Annotated in this window: 19 protein-coding genes; 8 read left to right on the top strand and 11 right to left on the bottom strand. The window is 40.4% G+C overall.

The window, feature by feature from the left end:
- Positions 1-16: 16 nt before the first annotated feature.
- The 5 genes from NDN13_RS18925 to rlmE all read right to left on the bottom strand — a co-directional run bounded on the left by NDN13_RS18925 (position 17) and on the right by rlmE (position 6,327).
- The gene (locus NDN13_RS18925) at positions 17-1,657 is read right to left on the bottom strand and encodes a vWA domain-containing protein (RefSeq protein ID WP_251116547.1); all 1,641 of its coding nucleotides are present in this window, start codon (positions 1,655-1,657) and stop codon (positions 17-19) included.
- Between the two features lie 150 nt (positions 1,658-1,807).
- Positions 1,808-2,566, bottom strand: coding sequence for an SIMPL domain-containing protein (locus NDN13_RS18920; RefSeq protein ID WP_251116546.1), 759 nt, complete (start codon positions 2,564-2,566; stop codon positions 1,808-1,810).
- A gap of 93 nt (positions 2,567-2,659) precedes the next feature.
- A complete protein-coding gene (folP, locus tag NDN13_RS18915) occupies positions 2,660-3,511 on the bottom strand; it encodes a dihydropteroate synthase (protein WP_251116545.1) in 852 nt (283 codons plus the stop codon).
- Positions 3,512-3,644: 133 nt separating this feature from the next.
- The gene (ftsH, locus tag NDN13_RS18910; RefSeq protein WP_016543040.1) at positions 3,645-5,540 is read right to left on the bottom strand and encodes an ATP-dependent zinc metalloprotease FtsH; all 1,896 of its coding nucleotides are present in this window, start codon (positions 5,538-5,540) and stop codon (positions 3,645-3,647) included.
- A gap of 136 nt (positions 5,541-5,676) precedes the next feature.
- On the bottom strand, positions 5,677-6,327 hold the full coding sequence (gene rlmE, locus NDN13_RS18905) for a 23S rRNA (uridine(2552)-2'-O)-methyltransferase RlmE (protein ID WP_005202002.1): 651 nt from the start codon (positions 6,325-6,327) through the stop codon (positions 5,677-5,679).
- A gap of 227 nt (positions 6,328-6,554) precedes the next feature.
- On the opposite strand from rlmE, the gene yhbY reads away from it, so the two are divergent.
- Both yhbY and NDN13_RS18895 read left to right on the top strand, forming a co-directional pair.
- On the top strand, positions 6,555-6,881 hold the full coding sequence (yhbY, locus tag NDN13_RS18900; RefSeq protein WP_004651934.1) for a ribosome assembly RNA-binding protein YhbY: 327 nt from the start codon (positions 6,555-6,557) through the stop codon (positions 6,879-6,881).
- Between the two features lie 5 nt (positions 6,882-6,886).
- Complete coding sequence (locus NDN13_RS18895; RefSeq protein ID WP_251116544.1) at positions 6,887-7,423, top strand: DOMON-like domain-containing protein; 537 nt, start codon at positions 6,887-6,889, stop codon at positions 7,421-7,423.
- Between the two features lie 57 nt (positions 7,424-7,480).
- Here the strand turns inward: NDN13_RS18895 and NDN13_RS18890 are convergent, their stop codons facing one another.
- Entirely contained in the window at positions 7,481-8,062 is a 582-nt protein-coding gene (locus NDN13_RS18890; RefSeq protein WP_251116543.1) for a hypothetical protein, read from the bottom strand.
- A 359-nt stretch (positions 8,063-8,421) separates the two neighbouring features.
- Between NDN13_RS18890 and carA the strand changes: the two genes are divergently transcribed.
- From carA to greA, 3 genes are all read left to right on the top strand, one after another.
- Positions 8,422-9,561, top strand: coding sequence for a glutamine-hydrolyzing carbamoyl-phosphate synthase small subunit (gene carA / locus NDN13_RS18885; RefSeq protein ID WP_065343480.1), 1,140 nt, complete (start codon positions 8,422-8,424; stop codon positions 9,559-9,561).
- A gap of 14 nt (positions 9,562-9,575) precedes the next feature.
- On the top strand, positions 9,576-12,809 hold the full coding sequence (carB, locus tag NDN13_RS18880; RefSeq protein WP_251116542.1) for a carbamoyl-phosphate synthase large subunit: 3,234 nt from the start codon (positions 9,576-9,578) through the stop codon (positions 12,807-12,809).
- A gap of 92 nt (positions 12,810-12,901) precedes the next feature.
- Positions 12,902-13,378: a transcription elongation factor GreA gene (gene greA / locus NDN13_RS18875; protein WP_004651928.1), complete on the top strand. Its 477-nt coding sequence runs from the start codon at positions 12,902-12,904 to the stop codon at positions 13,376-13,378.
- Positions 13,379-13,421: 43 nt separating this feature from the next.
- Here greA and NDN13_RS18870 read toward each other — a convergent pair whose 3' ends face one another.
- Positions 13,422-13,763, bottom strand: a complete 342-nt coding sequence (locus NDN13_RS18870) for a hypothetical protein (protein WP_251116541.1) — start codon at positions 13,761-13,763, stop codon at positions 13,422-13,424.
- Positions 13,764-14,008: 245 nt separating this feature from the next.
- Between NDN13_RS18870 and NDN13_RS18865 the strand changes: the two genes are divergently transcribed.
- Entirely contained in the window at positions 14,009-14,629 is a 621-nt protein-coding gene (locus NDN13_RS18865; RefSeq protein WP_251116540.1) for a CatB-related O-acetyltransferase, read from the top strand.
- Between the two features lie 233 nt (positions 14,630-14,862).
- Positions 14,863-15,300 carry a universal stress protein gene (locus tag NDN13_RS18860; RefSeq protein ID WP_005322791.1) on the top strand — a complete coding sequence of 146 codons (438 nt, stop codon included), beginning with the start codon at positions 14,863-14,865 and terminating at the stop codon, positions 15,298-15,300.
- A gap of 82 nt (positions 15,301-15,382) precedes the next feature.
- Here the strand turns inward: NDN13_RS18860 and NDN13_RS18855 are convergent, their stop codons facing one another.
- Positions 15,383-15,883 (bottom strand): hypothetical protein, encoded by a 501-nt coding sequence (locus tag NDN13_RS18855; protein WP_251116539.1) that lies wholly within the window; start codon positions 15,881-15,883, stop codon positions 15,383-15,385.
- A gap of 97 nt (positions 15,884-15,980) precedes the next feature.
- Complete coding sequence (locus tag NDN13_RS18850) at positions 15,981-16,301, bottom strand: MGMT family protein (RefSeq protein WP_005322789.1); 321 nt, start codon at positions 16,299-16,301, stop codon at positions 15,981-15,983.
- Between the two features lie 89 nt (positions 16,302-16,390).
- Here NDN13_RS18850 and NDN13_RS18845 point away from each other — a divergent pair, with 89 nt between their 5' ends.
- A complete protein-coding gene (locus tag NDN13_RS18845) occupies positions 16,391-17,116 on the top strand; it encodes a zinc metalloprotease (RefSeq protein ID WP_251116538.1) in 726 nt (241 codons plus the stop codon).
- Here NDN13_RS18845 and NDN13_RS18840 read toward each other — a convergent pair.
- Positions 17,113-18,849: a CapA family protein gene (locus NDN13_RS18840; protein ID WP_251116537.1), complete on the bottom strand. Its 1,737-nt coding sequence runs from the start codon at positions 18,847-18,849 to the stop codon at positions 17,113-17,115. The two genes, NDN13_RS18845 and NDN13_RS18840, sit on opposite strands and share 4 nt — an antisense overlap.
- Before the next feature lie 11 nt (positions 18,850-18,860).
- Positions 18,861-20,534 (bottom strand): poly alpha-glucosyltransferase, encoded by a 1,674-nt coding sequence (locus NDN13_RS18835; protein WP_251116536.1) that lies wholly within the window; start codon positions 20,532-20,534, stop codon positions 18,861-18,863.
- Positions 20,535-20,649: the final 115 nt, after the last annotated feature.

The raw sequence follows: 20,649 nt of genomic DNA, 5'->3' as shown, positions 1-20,649 counted from the left end.
TTTTTAAAAACACAGCTTAATCTTTTTTCGCGCTCAAGCTTTTGGCAATCTTCGCAAGTTCGACAAACTCCTCACGCATTTGATAGGGATCAGGTTTGGCAGATTGTTGTGCCAACTGAATAATTTGATCCCAGCCCATTGCACCGTTATATTGCCCACCTTTTAGTTGCTGCGCATAGGAAGCCACTGCAATCGCAAAACGGGTATCGTTATTGGCGTGTGCAAGGGTTTTACTTTCAGCCTTGACGGCTTGATTGAGCAAAATACTTTTCTCTTGGTTTGGTAATTTATAGCGCAGGTTGATAAAGGCATATTCAGACTTTTTCGCTGTATCTGTTTTTGCTGATTCCTGATAGCGCGAATCATTGAGCCAACCTTGCTGACCAACTAGAATGATTTCATAAATTGCTGTGACATTATGCCCTGCACCAATATCGCCAGCATCAACTTTATCATTATTGAAATCTTCCTGCTTTAGCATCCGATTTTCATAACCGACTAAGCGATATTCTTTCACCGTGGCTGGGTTAAATTCCACCTGAATTTTGACATCCTGAGCAACGGTTGCCAATGTCGAGGAAAGCTGACGCTGTACTACTTTTTTCGCTTCATTTTTATTATCGATATAGCTGTAGTTTCCATCCCCAGCATCTGCCAGTTGCTCCATCAACTGCTCATTGTAGTTGCCTGTACCAAAACCTAAAGTCGTTAATGAGATTCCGCTTTTTCGTTTCTCCGCTACCATGCCTTTTAAGGTATTGAAGTCGGTGATGCCCACATTAAAGTCACCATCTGTTGCCAATAAAATTCGGTTAATGCCGTTTTTTACCAAAGCTTTTTCAGCTTGTTTATAGGCCAGTTGAATCGCTTGTTCACCTGCAGTTGCCCCGCTTGCCTGCAAAGCATTAATCACGGCTAAAATCTTGTCTTTCTCATTTCCAGACGTTGGCTCTAAAACCAATTTTTCACCACTGGCATAAGTGATAATGGTGACTTTGTCTTGAGGACGTAATTGCTCGGTAAGTAAACGCAAGGTTTGTTTGACTAAAGGTAATTTATCAGGCGCATCCATACTCCCTGAGACATCCACCAAAAATACCAGATTGGCTGGAGGTAATTGTTTAGTGTTGAGATCTTTAGCCTGAATACCAATCTTAATCAGCTTGGCATTTTCCTTCCAAGGAGAATCTACAGTTTCTGTGGTGACAGAAAATGGATGAACGCTATTGGGTTGTGGATATTGATAATCAAAATAATTGATCATTTCCTCAGCACGAACCGCATCAACAGGCGGCAAACGACCATCATTCAAAAAACGGCGGGTATTGGTATAACTACCCGTATCCACATCTATACTAAAAGTTGAAACAGCTTGATCCGCAACACGATGAACCGGATTGACCTCATTTTTTTGGTATTTTTCAGTATTCTGCTCTAACCGTGGTCTCTCCATCGTTGGCATCACTGCAATATAAGATGCTGGTGCAATCATTTTACGCGTCTGAGCCAAGCCTTGATTTGACTGGGTAATCGGTGACGGTGATACAGGCATCGTTGTTTCAATCATCACTTGGTCATTGTGTTTGATAGGACTACTACAAGCCATGATCATGCAGCTGAGCAAACTCAGTGTTAATATTTTTGTGGATTGGTGCATGCTTAAATTCCTAAATTCTATTTTGTCTTTTCAAATGAAGGTGATATTCAAAGATTGTATGCAAAAAAAGAAAGATACATGGTATTTGTATGTATCTTTCCTTCGATCTATTTAATTTAGAGGAGCTTGGTTTAATTCAAGCCTTAAACGTTATTCAATCGCATAATTGATGGTGACCACCACACGGGCAATTTTATTAATGGTGGCTTTGTCATAAGCCCCCCCATAATCACTGTCATCATCAGAACCACTTTCAGGTAGGATATAAAATGCGCCTTGACTGGCTGAACGCATCATCCCAACCTTTACCCCACCGACTTTGGCAAACTCATTGGCTCGGCTATAGGCATTTTTGGTGGCATTGGCAATCAAGGACATTTTGATTTCTTCTAAATTCGACACCAGATATTCAGGTTTTTGTTCAATCGAAATGCCTTTTTCATCCAGTAAATAAGCATCTTTTGCCGCCTGTTCTATTTTCTTGATATTTCGACTGCTGATCACCAAAGACTGCAAGGCAATATAGCCTTTAAATTCCCGCTTGGTACGCCCTTCACCTGTATCGACTTCCTCATAATAAGAATCCGAACGTTTATTTCCGAGTTGCATATCTGCGGCTTTAAAGCCATGTTCAACAAAGAACGCCTGTAATGCTTTCATTTGTTGATCAAGTAATTGATAGGCTTCTGGGATCGTGTCAGAAGTGTGGTTGGTTTGTAAGTTGATTTCCCAACGTGCAGAATCGGCTTGAATCGGCTTTTCAGCTAAGCCTTTGACTGTAATTGAATTTTTTGTGCTATTAAACTGTTTAAGCGCATAACCCATCACACCGGCAGAAACAATGAAACCAAGACTCAGAATCAGGGCAAACACCCATAAACTTTTATATGTGATTGTTTTATTTTCCATTTTTAATATTACTCATCTTCATTCTACATTTGTTATATTTAATCTGATTCAGCAAGTCAATAGAGCCCTTGGGCCCTACTGACGCTTACAAGCTTAATAATTTTGCATCCTGTTCCAGACTTTAATCGCATCGCTGGTGGCTTTAACATCATGCGCCCGTACAATACTGGCCCCCTGCTGAATACTCAGCAGATGTCCCATTACGCTCCCTACAGCACGTTCCTGTGCAGGCACACCATCTAAGGCTTCACCAATAAAACGTTTCCGTGATAGGCCCGATAAGATCGGATAGCCCATTCGATTGAGTTTCCAGAACTCATTCAGTAATTGAAAGTTTTGCTGTGCATTTTTAGCAAAACCAAAACCAGGATCAATAATAATATTTTCTTTTCTCACCCCAACTGCAATCGCTTGATCTAAGCGTTGTTGTAACTCCTGAATTACCTCTTCAGTCACATCCTGATATTGATCCAACTGGTTCATATTGGTGGGTTCACCGCGCATGTGCATGAGTACCACAGGGATATTTAATTCTGCAGCCGTTTCTAAGGCCTGAGGCCGAGTCAATGCACGGACATCATTCCAGATATGTGCCCCTGCTTGTACAGCGGCACGCATCACCTCAGGCTGACTGGTATCAATCGAGATAATCACATCGTATTTAGATAATGCTTCAACCACAGGAATCACACGACGAATTTCTTCCTCCAATGCAACTGCTGAAGCATTCGGACGAGTCGACTCACCACCAATATCAATAATGCTGGCGCCATCTTGCATCATCTGCAACGCATGTTGAATAGCTTGGTCTTTTTGATGATGTTGCCCACCATCACTAAATGAATCAGGCGTGACATTTAAAATCCCCATCACTTGGGGTTGGGAGAGGTCTAAGCTAAAACGGCCACACGGTAACTGACATTGTGATAAAGGCATCAACTGCATCAAAGCGCTCCATATTGGAATAGGCTTATTTTAACAAGACAGAGCTTGCTGCGTAGCTGATTTATTTTCAGTTTAGGCCAAAATCAAGACAAAAAAAGAGCGACCGAAGTCGCTCTTTTTATTTTATCTTTAATTAGCCCATTGCTGGTAATGGTGGTGGCGTTGATGGACCATCTTTCGGTGGTTCAAATGCAGCCACTGGATTATCAGCAACATAAACTTTAGGTGGTTGCGGTTCACGACCTTCCATGATGTCACGGATTTGGTCACGATCGATTGTTTCCCAATCCATCAAGGCTTTTACCATCGCATGTGCGATATCTTTGTTATTTTCCAAGATATCACGTGCAACTTTGTACTGTTCATCCAAGATACGACGAACTTCTTCATCTACCTTTTGCTGAGTCGCTTCAGAAATCGTACGGCTGCCAACATTACCGAAGAAACCATTTTGGTTTTCATCTTCATACACCATGACACCAAGGCGATCTGACATACCATATTTGGTGACCATTGCACGCGCCATTTTGGTTGCACGTTCAAAGTCGTTAGATGCACCTGTCGACATTTGGTTAATGAACACTTCTTCTGCAATACGACCACCAAACAAGATTGAAAGTTCATTCAACATCTTATCTTTATAATGGCTGGTCTGGTCTTGCTCAGGCAACTGCCAAGTCACACCCAATGCCCAACCACGTGGCATGATCGTTACTTTATGCACAGGATCTGTACCTGGCAAAATTTCAGCAACAATCGCATGGCCAGCTTCATGATAAGCCGTTGCACGACGTTCTTCTTCACGAATCACCATCGATTTACGTTCAGGGCCCATGTAAATCTTGTCTTTCGCATCTTCAAAGTCATGCATATCCACCGTGTTTTTATTACGGCGAGCAGCAAACAATGCAGCTTCGTTGACCAAGTTTGCCAATTGCGCACCAGAGAAGCCTGGTGTACCACGTGCAAGTACTTTAAGATCCACACCTGTCACTGAAGGTAATTTCTTCAAGTGAACATTCAAGATTTGCTCACGACCACGGATGTCAGGTAAACCGACCATCACTTGACGGTCAAAACGGCCTGGACGAAGCAAGGCTTTATCCAATACATCTACACGGTTGGTTGCAGCAATAACGATAACGCCTTCATTGCCTTCAAAACCGTCCATTTCAACAAGCATTTGGTTCAAGGTTTGTTCACGCTCATCATGACCACCCCCTGTACCAGAACCACGATGACGACCAACTGCATCAATCTCATCAATAAAGATGATACATGGCGCATGACGTTTTGCTTGTTCAAACATGTCACGGACACGTGAAGCACCAACACCGACAAACATTTCAACGAAATCAGAACCCGAGATACTAAAGAATGGAACTTTAGCTTCACCCGCGATTGCTTTCGCCAATAATGTTTTACCTGTACCTGGAGGGCCAACCATCAATACACCACGTGGAATGGTTGCACCAAGGCGTTTGAATTTGGCAGGGTCTTTTAAGAAATCAACGATTTCAACCACTTCTTGTTTTGCTTCGTCACAGCCTGCAACATCACTAAATGTTAACTTGATTTGATCTTCAGATAACATTTTTGCTTTTGACTTACCAAAACTCATAGGACCGTTTTTGCCACCAGCACCACCGCCCATATTACGCATGAAGAACATGAATAATAAGATGATGAGCAATACTGGGAAACTCGCAATGAGAAGTTGCATCAAAATGCCTTGACGTTGTGGCGCTGTGCCCTCAACCACTACATTTTGTTTATTTAAGCTTGGTAGCAACTCAGTGTCTTCGACTTGTGGACGAACCGTCTCAAATGAAGAACCATTGGTTTTTTCACCATTAATATTTAAACCGTCAATTGTGACTTGTTTAATTTGCCCAGCATTCACCGCTGCAACGAAATCAGAATATTTCATCGCTGCAGGCTTATTGCGGTCACTGACGTTGCTAAAAATCAAAATCAGAACACCGAGTATGATGAGCCACAATACGGCATTCTTGAAGTAATCGCTCAAGGCTTTATTCCCATATCAATCTAATTTGATCATACCTAATCTTGGCTGACCTTCACAAAAACAGCAATGAATTTGCGTTGCAAAAAACTTAAAAGGTACAAAATGCACAATTTTTAACAACTTGGCAAGTACACTTTTATTGCAATGCCTTTTTACGACCTTGACCAATCAAAAAAACTTCTTTCGATCGAGCACGTGAAGCCGCAGGTTTGGCTGTTTTTAATACATCAAAACCATCGACCACTTGTTTTCTGAACTCATCAAATCCTGAACCTTGGAACACTTTAACAAGAAACTGTCCGTTTGGCCCGAGTACTTTTTGAGCAAAATCCAAAGCCAATTCACATAAGTAAATTTGACGTGGTTGATCAACAGCCCTATTACCTGATGTATTGGGGGCCATATCTGAAATTACAACGTCTACTTGACGCCCATTTAAAATATTTAACAATTTTTCGAAAACTTCTTCTTCACGGAAGTCACCTTGCAAGAAGGTCACATCTGGAAGAGCATCCATTGCCAGAATATCTGAAGCAATGACTAAGCCCTTTGATCCGACCAATTTACCTGCAATTTGTGACCAACTACCTGGTGCCGCACCTAAGTCGACCACCGTCATCCCAGGTTTGATCATTTTATATTTTTCTTGGATTTCAAGTAACTTATACGCCGCGCGTGCGCGATAACCTTCCTTTTGTGCTTTCTTCACAAAATGGTCATCTAAGTGCTCTCGCATCCACACACGACTGCTTTTAGACAATTTTTGATTGGTAATGCGTGTCGCCATAACTCACTAAATTTCAAAAAACTTCTGATGAGTCATTGTACGTGAAAATTACTCTCATTACAGTACGGATGTACTTCATTCAGAAACTTTTACAGATTTTTTTTCGATCATCATCATTGGTTATTTCGGCAATTTTCACAGATTTGTTTCAAGTGCCTATCTGCTGAATCTATCTTAGAAACGGGATGCAAGTTATACTAGGTCGTTTTCCCAATCAGGTATTTTTAATGGCGGCTTTATCTATCCATGAACGTAAACGTTTACGTCAAATTGGTCATGCACTTAATCCAGTAGTAATGGTTGGTGGCCAAGGTCTTACAGAAAACGTCATTGAAGAAACAAATCGTGCGCTAAATGATCACGAATTGATTAAAGTGAAAATTGCGGGTGAAGACCGTGATGCACGTGCTGCAGTGATTGACGCGATTGTTGAAGCAACAGGTGCGGAATCTGTACAGAAAATTGGTAAAATTGTTTTGCTTTATAAAAAAGCAGCAAAGCAAAACCAACACCTGTCTAACTTGGTTCGTTTTGCTCATTTAAATAATAAGTAATTACGATGGCAAGTTATGAACTGTCTGCTTTTGATCGCTTTAGTGCCATTACGGTGGTTGGCGCGATTGAGCAACAAACACCAGCAACACTGAATGTTGGTTTTTGGGTTCGTGACCCAAATCAATTTTTGATTTACCCAGATCAAGTTGCAGCGAATCCACGCCATGACTTTTTGTGGGAACAGACTTGCTATGAGATTTTTGTGGGTGTGAAAGATCAAGATTTCTATCGTGAAATCAACCTTTCCCCTTCTCAAGCTTGGCAAGCCTATCAATTTGAAGAATACCGCTTCCCAGAAGATATGCCACCCATTGCCGCCTATGATATCGAACTGAATCATTTACAGCGTACCCATTACGGTTTGAATGTCAGTTTAGATCTGTCGCAATTTATGCGCGAGCATCAACTCAAATGGGCTGACCTGTATATCGGTTTAACAGCCGTATTAAATACTACTCAAGGTATGTATTATTTTGCAATGCAACACAGTAGCCCTCAAGCCGACTTCCATAACAAGCGCGATTGGTTACATCAGTTTTAATATCTTAAGCATAAAAAAAGCGAGAAAAATTCTCGCTTTTTTTATCGCTATGCCAAATTAACTTGCACGCACTTTGTTCCAAGCTTCAACGGCTTGCTCTTTGGTACGCTTAAAGCTACCCACTAAAGTATCTTTATGCTTCACTGAAATCTGGCTAATGTCATCTTTCAGTTCTTTGCTGACTTTAGTTAGGTCTTCAATCAATGCATTTAATTCGGTTTTCAATGCATTTTTCAATTCAACAAGGTTACCTTGAGATGAATTAAGTTGAGTTTTAATCACCTCAATACGCTCTAACAGATCTTGCTTGATTTGAGTGAGCTGATTTTGAATGTTCTGGTTCAATTCTTTCGCTTCGGTCTCAATTTTCTCTTGAGTTTCAGCAAGTGCTTCTTTAACTTGACCCTGAGTCTCAGCAATCACTTCTTTTGCTTGCTCTTGAGTTTCAGCAATCACTTCTTTTGCTTTTGCTGTTTTTTCTGCTACTACTTCTTTCGCTTTTGCAGTTTTCTCGGCAACGGCTTCTTTGACTTCAGCAGTCTTTTCAGCAACAGTGTCTTTTGCTTTTGTCGCTTTTTCCACTACAGCTTCTTTCACTTCTTCAGCAGTTGCAGCAGGTGTTGTTTGATTCGCAGCCATGTTGATTACCCTCTTATTGATTGTTGATTTTTTGGCTAGATATAAGATAAAACGCTCACTTCCCAAACATAAAAAAAATTGTCTAACAATTTGCATAATATCTCATGATATCGATAGAAGGATGATTGATTTTGCAATAGACACTGCTGTACTGCTGCTTAGAAAAGAAATTGGGAAATTCTGACTTTAATAAATAAAACACATAGACTTTTCACGCACTCATGCGTATAATGCGCTGTTAAGTTACAAGCGAGCAGACTGGAAGGAGGGGCATGTTTTTTTAAGACAGCCTGCCTTTTTTTATGTCTACTCGCTTTTTTACAGCCCTATTTTTGTGGTCTTAGTTCAGGAGCTTTGGTTTGAGCACCCCCGCCATTTTAGCCCTCGCAGATGGAACGATCTTTAAAGGAACGTCTATCGGTGCATCGGGTAGTACGACTGGTGAAGTCGTTTTTAATACAGCCATGACTGGTTATCAAGAAATTTTGACTGACCCAAGCTACGCACAACAAATTGTGACGTTGACTTATCCTCATATTGGAAATACTGGCTGTAATAGTGAAGACGTTGAATCAGGTCGCATCCATAAAGTATGGGCGAATGGTTTAATTATTCGTGATCTTCCTTTATTACACAGTAATTTCCGTGCTGAACAATCACTCAGTGAATACTTGGAACAACATAATGTTGTTGCAATCGCTGATATTGATACACGTAAATTGACACGTATTTTACGTGACAAAGGTGCACAAAATGGTTGCATCCTTGCTGGCGAAAATATTACAGAAGAAGAAGCAATTGCCAAGGCACGTGCATTCGGCGGTTTGAACGGTTTAGATCTTGCAAAAGAATGCTGTGATCCAGAAGGTTTCGAATGGACTGAAGGTTCTTGGACTTTAGGTCAGGGCTTCACTCAACCAGAATTTAAATTTCATGTTGTTGCATACGATTATGGTGTCAAAACCAACATCTTACGTATGCTCGCAGACCGTGGTTGTAAATTAACAGTTGTTCCTGCGCAAACCCCTGCTGAAAAAGTGCTCGCATTGAATCCAGATGGTGTGTTCTTGTCAAATGGTCCTGGTGACCCAGCAGCATGTGACTATGCGATTGAAGCAGTGAAAACCATTGTTGAAACCACAACACTGCCAGTATTTGGTATTTGTTTAGGTCATCAAATTTTAGCGCTTGCTTCAGGTGCGAAGACCATGAAAATGAATCACGGTCACCACGGCGCCAACCATCCTGTACAAAATCTTGAGAATGGTACAGTGATGATTACTTCTCAAAACCACGGCTTTGCTGTCGATGAAAGTACCTTACCTGCAAACTTAAAAGTGACACATCGTTCACTGTTTGACGGTACAAACCAAGGTATCCATCGTACGGATAAACCAGCATTCAGCTTCCAAGGTCACCCTGAAGCTAGCCCGGGTCCACATGACTGTGCTCCATTGTTCGATCATTTCATCGAACTTATTGAAGCCGCTAAGAAGTAATTAAGGAGCGAATAATGCCTAAACGTACGGATATTAAAAGCATCTTAATTATTGGTGCTGGTCCTATTGTCATTGGTCAGGCCTGTGAGTTTGACTATTCAGGTGCGCAAGCATGTAAAGCGCTTCGTGAAGAAGGTTACCGCGTTATTTTGGTGAACTCTAACCCAGCGACCATCATGACCGACCCTGCAATGGCGGATGCAACCTATATTGAGCCAATCACTTGGCAGACAGTTGCACAAATCATTGAAAAAGAGCGTCCAGATGCAGTCCTTCCAACTATGGGTGGTCAAACTGCATTGAACTGTGCCCTTGCCTTAGACGAGCACGGCGTTCTTGAAAAATATAATGTAGAACTGATTGGCGCATCAAAAGAAGCGATTGAAAAAGCAGAAGACCGTAAACTGTTTGATATCGCAATGCGTAAAATTGGTTTGGAATGTCCAAAAGCTGCTATTGCTGAAACAATGGAAGAAGCTTTGGCGATCCAAGCGGGCTTCGGTTTCCCAGTCATCATCCGTCCATCATTCACGATGGGTGGTTCTGGTGGTGGTATCGCTTATAACCGCGAAGAATTCCTTGAAATCTGTGAACGTGGTTTCGACCTCTCTCCGACTCACCAATTATTGATTGATGAATCATTGATTGGTTGGAAAGAATACGAGATGGAAGTTGTTCGTGACAAAAACGACAACTGTATCATCGTCTGTGCAATCGAAAACTTCGACCCAATGGGCGTACATACAGGTGACTCAATCACGGTTGCACCTGCTCAAACATTGACTGACAAAGAATATCAATTGATGCGTAATGCCTCTGTTGCAGTTCTTCGTGAAATCGGTGTAGAGACTGGTGGTTCGAACGTTCAATTCGGTATTAACCCGAAAGACGGTCGTATGGTTGTGATCGAGATGAACCCACGTGTATCACGTTCATCTGCACTTGCATCTAAAGCAACAGGTTTCCCAATTGCGAAAATCGCAGCGAAACTTGCGGTCGGTTATACCCTTGATGAATTGAAAAATGACATCACTGGCGGCGTAACTCCAGCATCTTTCGAACCGTCGATTGACTATGTTGTGACCAAGATTCCTCGCTTTAACTTCGAAAAATTCCCACAAGCTGAGCCTGTATTAACAACTCAGATGAAATCTGTGGGTGAAGTCATGGCGATTGGCCGTAACTTCCAAGAATCTGTACAAAAAGCACTTCGTGGTCTTGAAGTGGGTGTATGTGGCTTTGATGAAAAAGTTGAAGCTGGTACAGCCAATGCCAAAGACATCATCTTAAAAGAGCTTAAAGTTCCTGGCCCAGAGCGTATTTGGTACGTTGCTGATGCATTCCGCCACGGTTTCTCTTTAGATGACGTATTTGAAGCAACCAAAATCGACCGTTGGTTCTTGATCCAGATCGAAGACATCATTAAAACTGAAGCACAAGTGAAAACTTTAGGCTTCGGTGATTTGAATGCTGACAATATCCGTTCGTTCAAGCGCAAAGGTTTATCTGACCTGCGTATTGCCAACTTAATGGGTATTTCACAAAAACAATTCCGTAAACATCGTTGGAACTTGGGTGTATATCCAGTTTATAAACGTGTTGATACCTGTGCAGCCGAGTTTGAATCGGGTACTGCTTACATGTATTCAACTTACGATGAAGAATGTGAAGCAAATCCATCAAACCGTGACAAGATCATGGTCATTGGTGGTGGTCCAAACCGTATTGGTCAAGGGATCGAGTTTGACTACTGCTGTGTACACGCTGCGCTTGCAATGCGTGAAGACGGCTATGAAACCATCATGGTGAACTGTAACCCTGAAACGGTTTCAACCGACTATGACACATCTGACCGTTTATACTTCGAGCCAGTAACACTTGAAGATGTACTTGAAATCGTACGTACCGAGAAGCCTAAAGGCGTGATCGTACAGTACGGTGGTCAAACACCTTTGAAATTGGCACGTGCTTTGGAAGAAGCAGGTACCCCTATCATTGGTACATCTCCTGATGCAATTGACCGTGCAGAAGACCGTGAACGTTTCCAGCAAATGATCCAACGTCTACAGCTTCGTCAACCAAACAACAGCATCGTAAAGTCTGCTGAAGAAGGTATTTCAGAAGCGGCTAAAGTGGGCTATCCACTGGTTGTTCGTCCATCTTATGTATTGGGTGGTCGTGCAATGGAAATCGTGTACAACGAAGAAGAACTTAAACGTTACCTTCGCGAAGCCGTACAAGCATCGAATGAAGCCCCAGTCCTGCTTGACCGTTTCCTTGACGATGCAACTGAAGTTGACGTGGACTGCGTATCTGACGGTAAAGACGTTGTGATCGGCGGTATCATGCAGCACATTGAACAAGCTGGTATTCACTCAGGTGACTCAGCATGTTCGATTCCTCCGTACTCGCTTTCTCAAGAAGTACAGGATGAAATGCGTCGTCAAACTGTTGCGATGGCAAAAGAACTTGGCGTAATCGGTTTGATGAACGTTCAGTTTGCTGTTAAAGGCAACGACATTTATGTACTTGAAGTGAACCCACGTGCATCACGTACCGTTCCTTTCGTATCGAAGTGTATTGGTGACTCTTTAGCAAAAGTTGCGGCACGTTGTATGGCGGGCCAATCGTTGGAATCACAAGGTTTCACTCAAGAAATCATTCCAACACATTTTGCGGTTAAAGAAGCAGTATTCCCATTCGCTAAATTCCCTGGTGTAGACCCAATGCTTGGGCCTGAGATGAAATCTACAGGTGAAGTGATGGGCGTTGGTAAAACATTCGGCGAAGCATTCTATAAAGCAGTGCTTGGTTCAAATGAACGTTTACCAGGCTTACCAACTGAAGGTGAAGTGAAGCATGCATTCTTATCGGTTCGTGAATCAGATAAAAAATACATTGCCAACATCGCGAAACAGTTGATCGAGTATGGCTTCAAACTTGTTGCGACCAACGGTACACATCGCGTACTAAAAGAAGCAGGTATTGAATGTGAAGCAGTCAATAAAGTGACCGAAGGTCGCCCACATATTGTTGACCGCTTGAAAAATGGTGAAATTCATCTTATTGTCAACACAACTGAAGGCAAACAAGCTCAATATGACTCTGCCATGATTCGTCGTGCTGCCCTCCAAGGCAAGGTGTATTACACCACCACGATTAACGGTGCAGAAGCAGTTTGCCAAGCATTTGCTGTGAAATTGCCAATGGATGTATACCGCTTGCAAGATTTACAAACTGTAGGTTAATTCTCTACCGATAAAGTCCCGTCACCTTATCGGTGGCGGGCTTTTTCTTTTTTTAATCCTGTATTTTCCCAACCAATTTAGAGGGGACCAGAATGCAACGTTATCCTATGACTCCCGAAGGCAAGGTTGCCTTAGAGAAAGAATTACAACAGCTCAAGACAGTGGATCGCCCACGTATTATCCAAGCGATTGCTGAAGCTCGTGAACACGGTGATTTAAAGGAAAATGCTGAATATCATGCTGCGCGTGAACAGCAAGGTTTCTGCGAAGGTCGTATTCAGGATATCGAAGGTAAACTGGGCGCAGTACAAGAAATTGATGTCAAAACACTTGAGCAAAATGGCCGTGTTGTCTTTGGCGTGACTGTAACGATTGAAAATCTTGATACCGAAGAACGTAAGACTTATAAAATCGTCGGTGATGATGAAGCAGATTTTAAAATCAATAAAATCTCAGTGAACTCACCGATTGCACGTGGTCTTTTAGGTAAAAATGAAGGCGACGAAGCAAAAATTCAAACACCACAAGGTGAAGTTGAATACGAAATCGTAAGTGTGGAATATATTTAATATTTAAAAATAAATAAGCCTCCTATTGGAGGCTTATTTATGATCATTGAATAGATTTTAAGTAATTATTAAACTGTTGAACGATATCTGGATTACCATTGAAATATTCCTCAAAAAAATAACGATGGGTTAAAAACTCTGGTGGAGTGATATAGTACTCTCCATCTTCATATTCTTGTTTAATCCAATTTTTAGAAATTGTTGGATCGGTGATTTCAAATAAATTTTTCTCAAATAAGGTTGGTTCCTTACGTTCATTTAATAAACCAAATGTATTCTCGCTAATTTCGAGCACCTCATATTCTTTACCAACAATAAGTGCATGTTGTTTCACAACATCATCATAAATATCATAGTTTGTATTTTTCAAAACCCTTACTTTCATTATTTTTCCTTGAAAACGTATTGAAATGCTATATAGCAAGTACAAAGCCTTAATCAATACAATAACGTGATAATCATTTGATCATTGATGGCTATCGCTAAAATCTCTTTTGCTTATTCGGCTTTGTATTTCCCAATCAAATTCAATGTTTGTTTAGCTGGCTTTGGAAATTTTTCTCTAACCCGCATTCTCTGCTCATTTAAAAGCTATAATAACGCAGCTTTCTTTTGGTATTTTGTCTAAATATGGATCCACTCATCAACTCCCCTGTTAAGCATTGGTGTGAGTTCGAGTTTATTGCTAAAACGGTAAACAATCCGAACATCCATATTAAAGGCAATTACTCGTATTATTCTGCTTATTGGGATCAAGGTTTTGAACGCTGTGTGGTGCGTTATCTACACGACAAAGCGGCTACACCTGAAAAGCCAATTGATCAACTGCATATTGGCAACTTTGTCTGCTTTGGTGCCGAATGCGTGATTATGATGGGTGGTAATCAACTGCACCGCCCAGACTGGATTTCAACCTTCCCTTTTGATACACGTAGCTTTCAACCTGCGGGTGATACAATCATTGCCGATGGTTGCTGGATTGGCAGCCGTGCCATGATCATGCAAGGTGTTAAACTCGGTGAAGGTGCTGTGGTAGCAACAGGTGCTGTGGTCACCCAAGATGTGCCAGCATATGCAATTGTCGGTGGTGTCCCAGCCAAAGTCATCAAATACCGCTTTCCTGAACATGACATTGAAAAACTGCTTTCCCTTAAACTTTATGACTTAGATGAAAAGCAGATTTTAAAAATGCGTGAGCAGTTGCAGACGGATGATGTGGATGCGCTGATTCAATTCTTTGAGCGAAATTAAGCCAGCTTTTATAGATAAATCATGATGATACATGCTTTTATTTTTATGGAAATTTCATCTATTCTTAAACTCTTCTAAGCTTAACCATAATCCTATAAATAATAACTATCCCTATAAAAATGCTAGGTTTTATTTTCATAACAACAGGTTTAATATAGAACTATAGTCTGTATTTTAAACAACTTTTTATTCTGAAATTCAATGCAAAATCATAAATATAAGGAGTATCCCTCATGGCTTATCAGAAAATCTTAGTGGCGATCGATGACTCTGAAATTGCAGCAAATGTCATTCGAGAAGCAGCACAACTGGCCAAAGCCTTAAACAGTGAACTGACGGTTGTCGAAGTGATGACTTTAGATCCTTATCTTGCAGATGCCTATATTCGTATGGGCCAAAGCAATGATTTGATTGAACGTGTCAGAGGTTATGTTCAAGAAAATTTAACGAAAGCTGAGCAAAAGTTTGAAGAACACGGTCTGACCGTTGCAACACAAATTCTGGAAGGTTTTTCAGTGCATCAGGAAATTATTGGTGCGGCGCAAAACCTAGGTGCAGATTTGATTATTATGGGTTCACATGGCCGCACAGGTTTTAAACAATTTGTACTCGGTAGTGTGGCACAGAAAGTTTTAGCAGAAAGTCACATTCCTGTATTAATTGTGCGTTGATAATTCATATTAATCATTTAGAAATATTAAAAAAGCATGATAAATATTTATCATGCTTTTTTATTGCTTATTACTAAGCTTTTTATTGAATTGGTTTTGCTTTTTCTAAAACTTCTTCAGAAAGTACATTCGTAGAAACGATTGTTAATGATTGAGCATTGGCTTGAAGATTTTCTTTCTTTAAGTCATTTAGAACAACATTGGTATCTTTTGTATTTAAACTATACATCGCCCCAGTCGCAGGATCGACAATTAACAAGCCAATTACCCCACCAAATAAAATATTCCCGATATACCAACCATTCATGCTCGAAGTAACTTTGATTTCTTTCTTTTCATAACCTTCTTTTTCAAAGATAACCGTATATCTTTCAGGAACAAAGAAACCAGCTCCACGATTCAGGCTCACGGTTACAGGTGCTTTTCCAACATGGATTTTCTTGCCATCACGATTTAAAATCGTAATATCACTGAGTTCTGGCGTACTTTGGAACGTCATGGTTTGGGTTTTACCCGAGATAATACTTGCACATCCAGATAAACTCAGTGCAGCAACCCCAAAAATAACAGACAGTTTTTTCATTTAAATACCAAAATCATTTCAATGTAATCTTATGTATCCAGATTGTAAATAAACCGTAAATTAATTTCAATATTAATTCTGATCTGTCCAAAACGATTTAAGGCTGCCAAGCAAATATTTTTAAACTGACCTTGCCATTTAATAAATACACCCCTTCTGCTTCTAATAAACATTGCTGAACATTTTCACCTTTCTCATTGATTCGAGTCACACTGATTTTTCCTTGTGAGTTAATCACACGATACCAAGGAATTTCACTGTCTTTATCTAAATGCTTGAGTACATAACCCACTAAACGTGGATGTTTGGGTAAACCAGCCAATTTGGCAATTTGTCCATAACTTGCCACTTTTCCATAAGGAATCAAGGCAATCACTTCTAAAATTTGCCGATGTAGTTCATTGGTATCTTGCACCATACAAGCTCCAAAAATCTGCTAAGATAATCAAAATCATGCGAAAAGCTAGCTTTACAATAATTAAAACGTAACTACTTGAGAGAACAAAAATGCGGTTAAAAATCACTGCCCTGACGCTATTATGTCTGATCTTTAGTGCATCTTGTACCACTCAAAAAGCCCCGATAAAAAAATTGCCTTATCAGTATCCGCTAGATGTCGACCATTTACCTGTGGTCAATGTCAGTTTTATTGTGACCAGCAATCGTCCAGAAGTAAAAGCCCTAGATCGTAAAGCACAAATGTATAAAGAACTGGCAATCTTGAACCGATACTTTGTCGATGAAAATAATCAAAAAATCTTTAAGTTTAAAATTCATCGTTATTATTCCTATCAAGATTTTAGTAAACGCAAATGTGATCTCGCCAACCAATTAAGCCAAGCGAAAGCAATTGTTCCAGACAATCTGCCAAGTGCGGTCAGAACTTGCTTCCCTCGCCGAAAGAGCAAGGAAGTGCTGTTTATTATTTATGATTCTTATGGCGAAAAATTAAAAGATGCTGATATCACCAGTTGGGGATTCCGCAATCAAGGGCAACCCTTTATTTTGATTGATTGGCAACGGCTGAATTACCAAACCCAAGCTGCCAGTATCCATGAAATGGGACATGCCTTCGGTCTCAGCCATGTTTGTTCACCTAAAGCGACCAAAACCACACCGACCAATATTATGAGCAGTTATGATTGTCGCTTAGGCAGTGGAGGCTTACGTAATTTGGGATTTAACAAAGAACAACTGAACATCATGCTCAACAATTACAACCAATATCCTTAAAAGTTGAACTGCAGATAATGACCTAAATCATCCTGCCCCACACTGTAATTTACTGGATCTAATTGATGGGTCAATAAGGTTTTCGCTTGTTCAAATTGTAGTTCATCAACACTATGCGGTTGCCAAAAGGTCTTCTGATTATGGGTATAAATCGGATAGAGTTTTAATCGGGATTCTTTTAAATTGATTCGCACAACAGCCCCATAAGGCAAGGCTTGATATTTTTCAAAATGGCCATTGCTATTAAATACCCCATTGCCAATGCCAAAAATAACGGGCTTTTGATGAATGGATTGAATTGGCTGCAGGGTATGAGCACCATGACCAATCACCACATCTGCCCCAATCTGAGTCAGGACCTTGGCCAGTTTTTCTTGCTCAGGATGGATCGATTTAAAATCCACACCCCAATGACAAATCACCATAATTTTATGGGTTGGATGTGCTAAACGGTATTGCATCAGCTGTTCGAATAAAATCGCATTGAGACAAGCTACCCCAGCACTGTTACCGAGTGCATAAAAATCATACTCCTGATAGGCAGCTCTTCTATGCCAATAGCCATTAAAAATAGCCAGACATTGCCCCTGATCATTTTTAATTTCTAGACCTTGATGTGCCTGTTGTTGATTCTCACCTGCCCCAATAACATCAATCTTGGCATGCGCTAACTGAGTTAAAGTATGTTTTAGACTGGCTTCTCCATAGTCTTTTAAATGATTATTGGCCAAACACAAGGTATTGAGATGAATACGTTTAAATTCAGATAAAGTTTCCTGAGCTTTTGCCCCCAAAATATAGGCTTTTCTGCCTGCTAAAATTGAATTCTCTTCAAGATTGAAAACCGCTTCTAAATTGGCAATATTAATATCATCGGCGCCAAAAAATTGTTTAATTGCTTCAAAAGAATAGCGATAACCATAACGTTGTAAAGCATCATCTATACCTTTGTTTTTTCTTTTTTCGGTATAGAACTCCCCAAAATAGGTATCGCCAAGAATATTGATCCATTCAGTTTTGGCGTGCAGCTGTTTAGTTGGCAATAGCCCTTGTTGGAAATAATGATAATACGGGGCTAAATGATCAATTCGATGGAGCTGGTCTAAAAGCTGAAAAATACCTAAGCTCTGATTTTCATGACGATAAGAAAAATAGCAGTCTCGACGTTGATCTGTCAGATAAATCACTGCATCCAGTTGTGTACAGCTTGATAATGAATGGATCGGAGCAATCTCCTGCCCATGAATATTCGGTACTTTGACAAAAACTTGCTTCAGCAATTCAATCGGTAGATTAAAGATGGATTCCGCCAAACCATAGAGTTTTTGCAAGGTATTTGGGGTCGCAACAGATTGATGCTGAATACTCAATCCAAACTGCTCTGCCTTACTGGCGATTTCAATTTCTGCCTGTTGCCAATTTCCAAACAGGTGGCAACCCAGCAGCTGTTGTGTAGCATTGTTTGGGCTAAAACTGAGATACTGTAATAACTGTAAAACGGAATTACTTGGATTCCAGATCAAATCAGAAGAATCACTTTGCTTCGCTTGGAAATTCTTATCAATAATTATCCCATCTTCAAGTAATAACCGACCTTCAACCACCGCCTCTAAAGCTAAATATAATAGAATCCAAGCAGAGCAATCCCCTGAAATTTCTGTCTGCCAAACAGGAGATTGAAAGTCTTGATTGCCCATCTGGCTAATAATTTTGATTTCTTGAGGTGTACTCATCAATTTCACCCTCAAGCTTCAGTTTCAAAATGCTGAACATAGGCCACATAACCTGAAAGATTATGTTCTTGGTCATCAATCCGTACACGAAAACGATCATGCCGCACATAGAAGGCATTCAATGCTTTATCTGGCCGTGCCATATACATGGCGACTTCTGGATAGAAAAATCCTGTGCGCTGAAACTCAGCCCGAAACTCAATCAGCTTTTTTAGATCATCAAACTGCGCCTTTTCGAACAAATGTCCTAAACCCAGTGCTCGAATTCGGAGAACCATTTGATAGGCTGCCATCATCATTTCCAACAAAGTGGCATAGGCCGTTTTACGGTTACGGATAAATACCAGATGCCTTAAATAATTATTCAGGCCAAACTGGAAATATTTTTCTTCGGGGCAAATTTTGGTCAGTTCATTGCTACAGTAGCTGAGCCAGTGATCATGATAACGATCATATTTTTTTTCAATGAATCGTTCAAACATGCATTTAACGGTTTGCAGTAATTTTTCGTCTGCATGAAGTTGATAAAGACGTAATAAGCCCAAAGCAGCTTCACCATCATAATAAATGATGCGGAATTTCTCTTTAATCTCATAGCTTGGGTAATGCAGTACATGTGTGGTTTCACCTGCATCATTGACCATCGATAAAATGCCATTGGCTAAGGCCTGTGCATAAACCAGATAGCGATCATCACCTGTAATTTCTTGATATTTGCTGAGCATTAAAATCGCGGCAGCATTGGCCCCTAGCTTAATTTCATCTAGGCCTGTGGCTTCATTACCATCCAGCATATAAGCCAATTCCACCTGTTTTTCGATATAGAAATGCTTTAACGCATAATCAATCGCCAACTGAATTTTTTCGATAAAAACGTGATGTGATCGAATCACTAAAGTTTCGAGTAAGGCATAGACCGAAGTACAGTGCCGAACCGTGTTGTAACTCCGAATTTCACGATCATAGGCGGGGAAAAAACCATACGCGAATCGCCCATCCTGCTGAATTTGCTGATAAAGAAATTGAGCATTGCTTTCTATCATTTTTTTAAAATGCTGTTTTTTCGGCTCAACTAGATAACGCACGCCATTTTCAGTGAACTGACTGTGCAAAGGTACCAACTGCTCTGCTTCATAAATCACAGCATAAGTATCAAAAGTCCAGAGCTGTTGAAGTTCCTTAATTTTGATGTTGTGTTGCTGATTTGGATATTTTCTTAAAAGGCTATTATTTAAGTTTTTTTCATCAAGAAAATTAGGACTGTTATAGCTCAGCGCACGAATAATGGCTTTGCCGTATAACTCTTGCTCTAAGAAACAACAGTTAAAATCTGCATCGAAACTGATTCCTTTCCGATAATGATTATTATGGAATTGGTTCTTCAAAGTCTGTTCAATATCCGACCATTTTTCTTGTTGGATATGAAAGGCAATATCAAATTTTAGAAATGTAGGCAGCTTTTCAGTTACAGCGATGTGTTGCTCAAGAAAATTAAATAATTGCTGTTGAATATCAGCAAAACCTGAGCAGGCTGAATTCCAGACTTGACAACGTTGCGTCTGCTCACCATAAGAACAGAAAATCACTGCTTTAGACACATCAATATGTGGCTGTACCTGCTTAAAAAAGTGTTCACTCAACAAATGTGTCAATTGCTCAAGTGCTAAAATCGTTGTAATGCTCATATCTTTGGTTTTTAGAATTTTTAAGTGTTTTACACACCATATCATATATTTTTATGATCTTCTCAAAATGAAAAAGAGAACCCGAAGGTTCTCTTTTTTTAAAGTGAAGGCTTTG

The organism is Acinetobacter sp. C32I, from assembly GCF_023702715.1.
Lineage (GTDB): Bacteria > Pseudomonadota > Gammaproteobacteria > Pseudomonadales > Moraxellaceae > Acinetobacter.
Note: the sequence above shows the minus strand (reverse complement) of the source record. Positions and strands in the feature narration are given on the sequence as shown.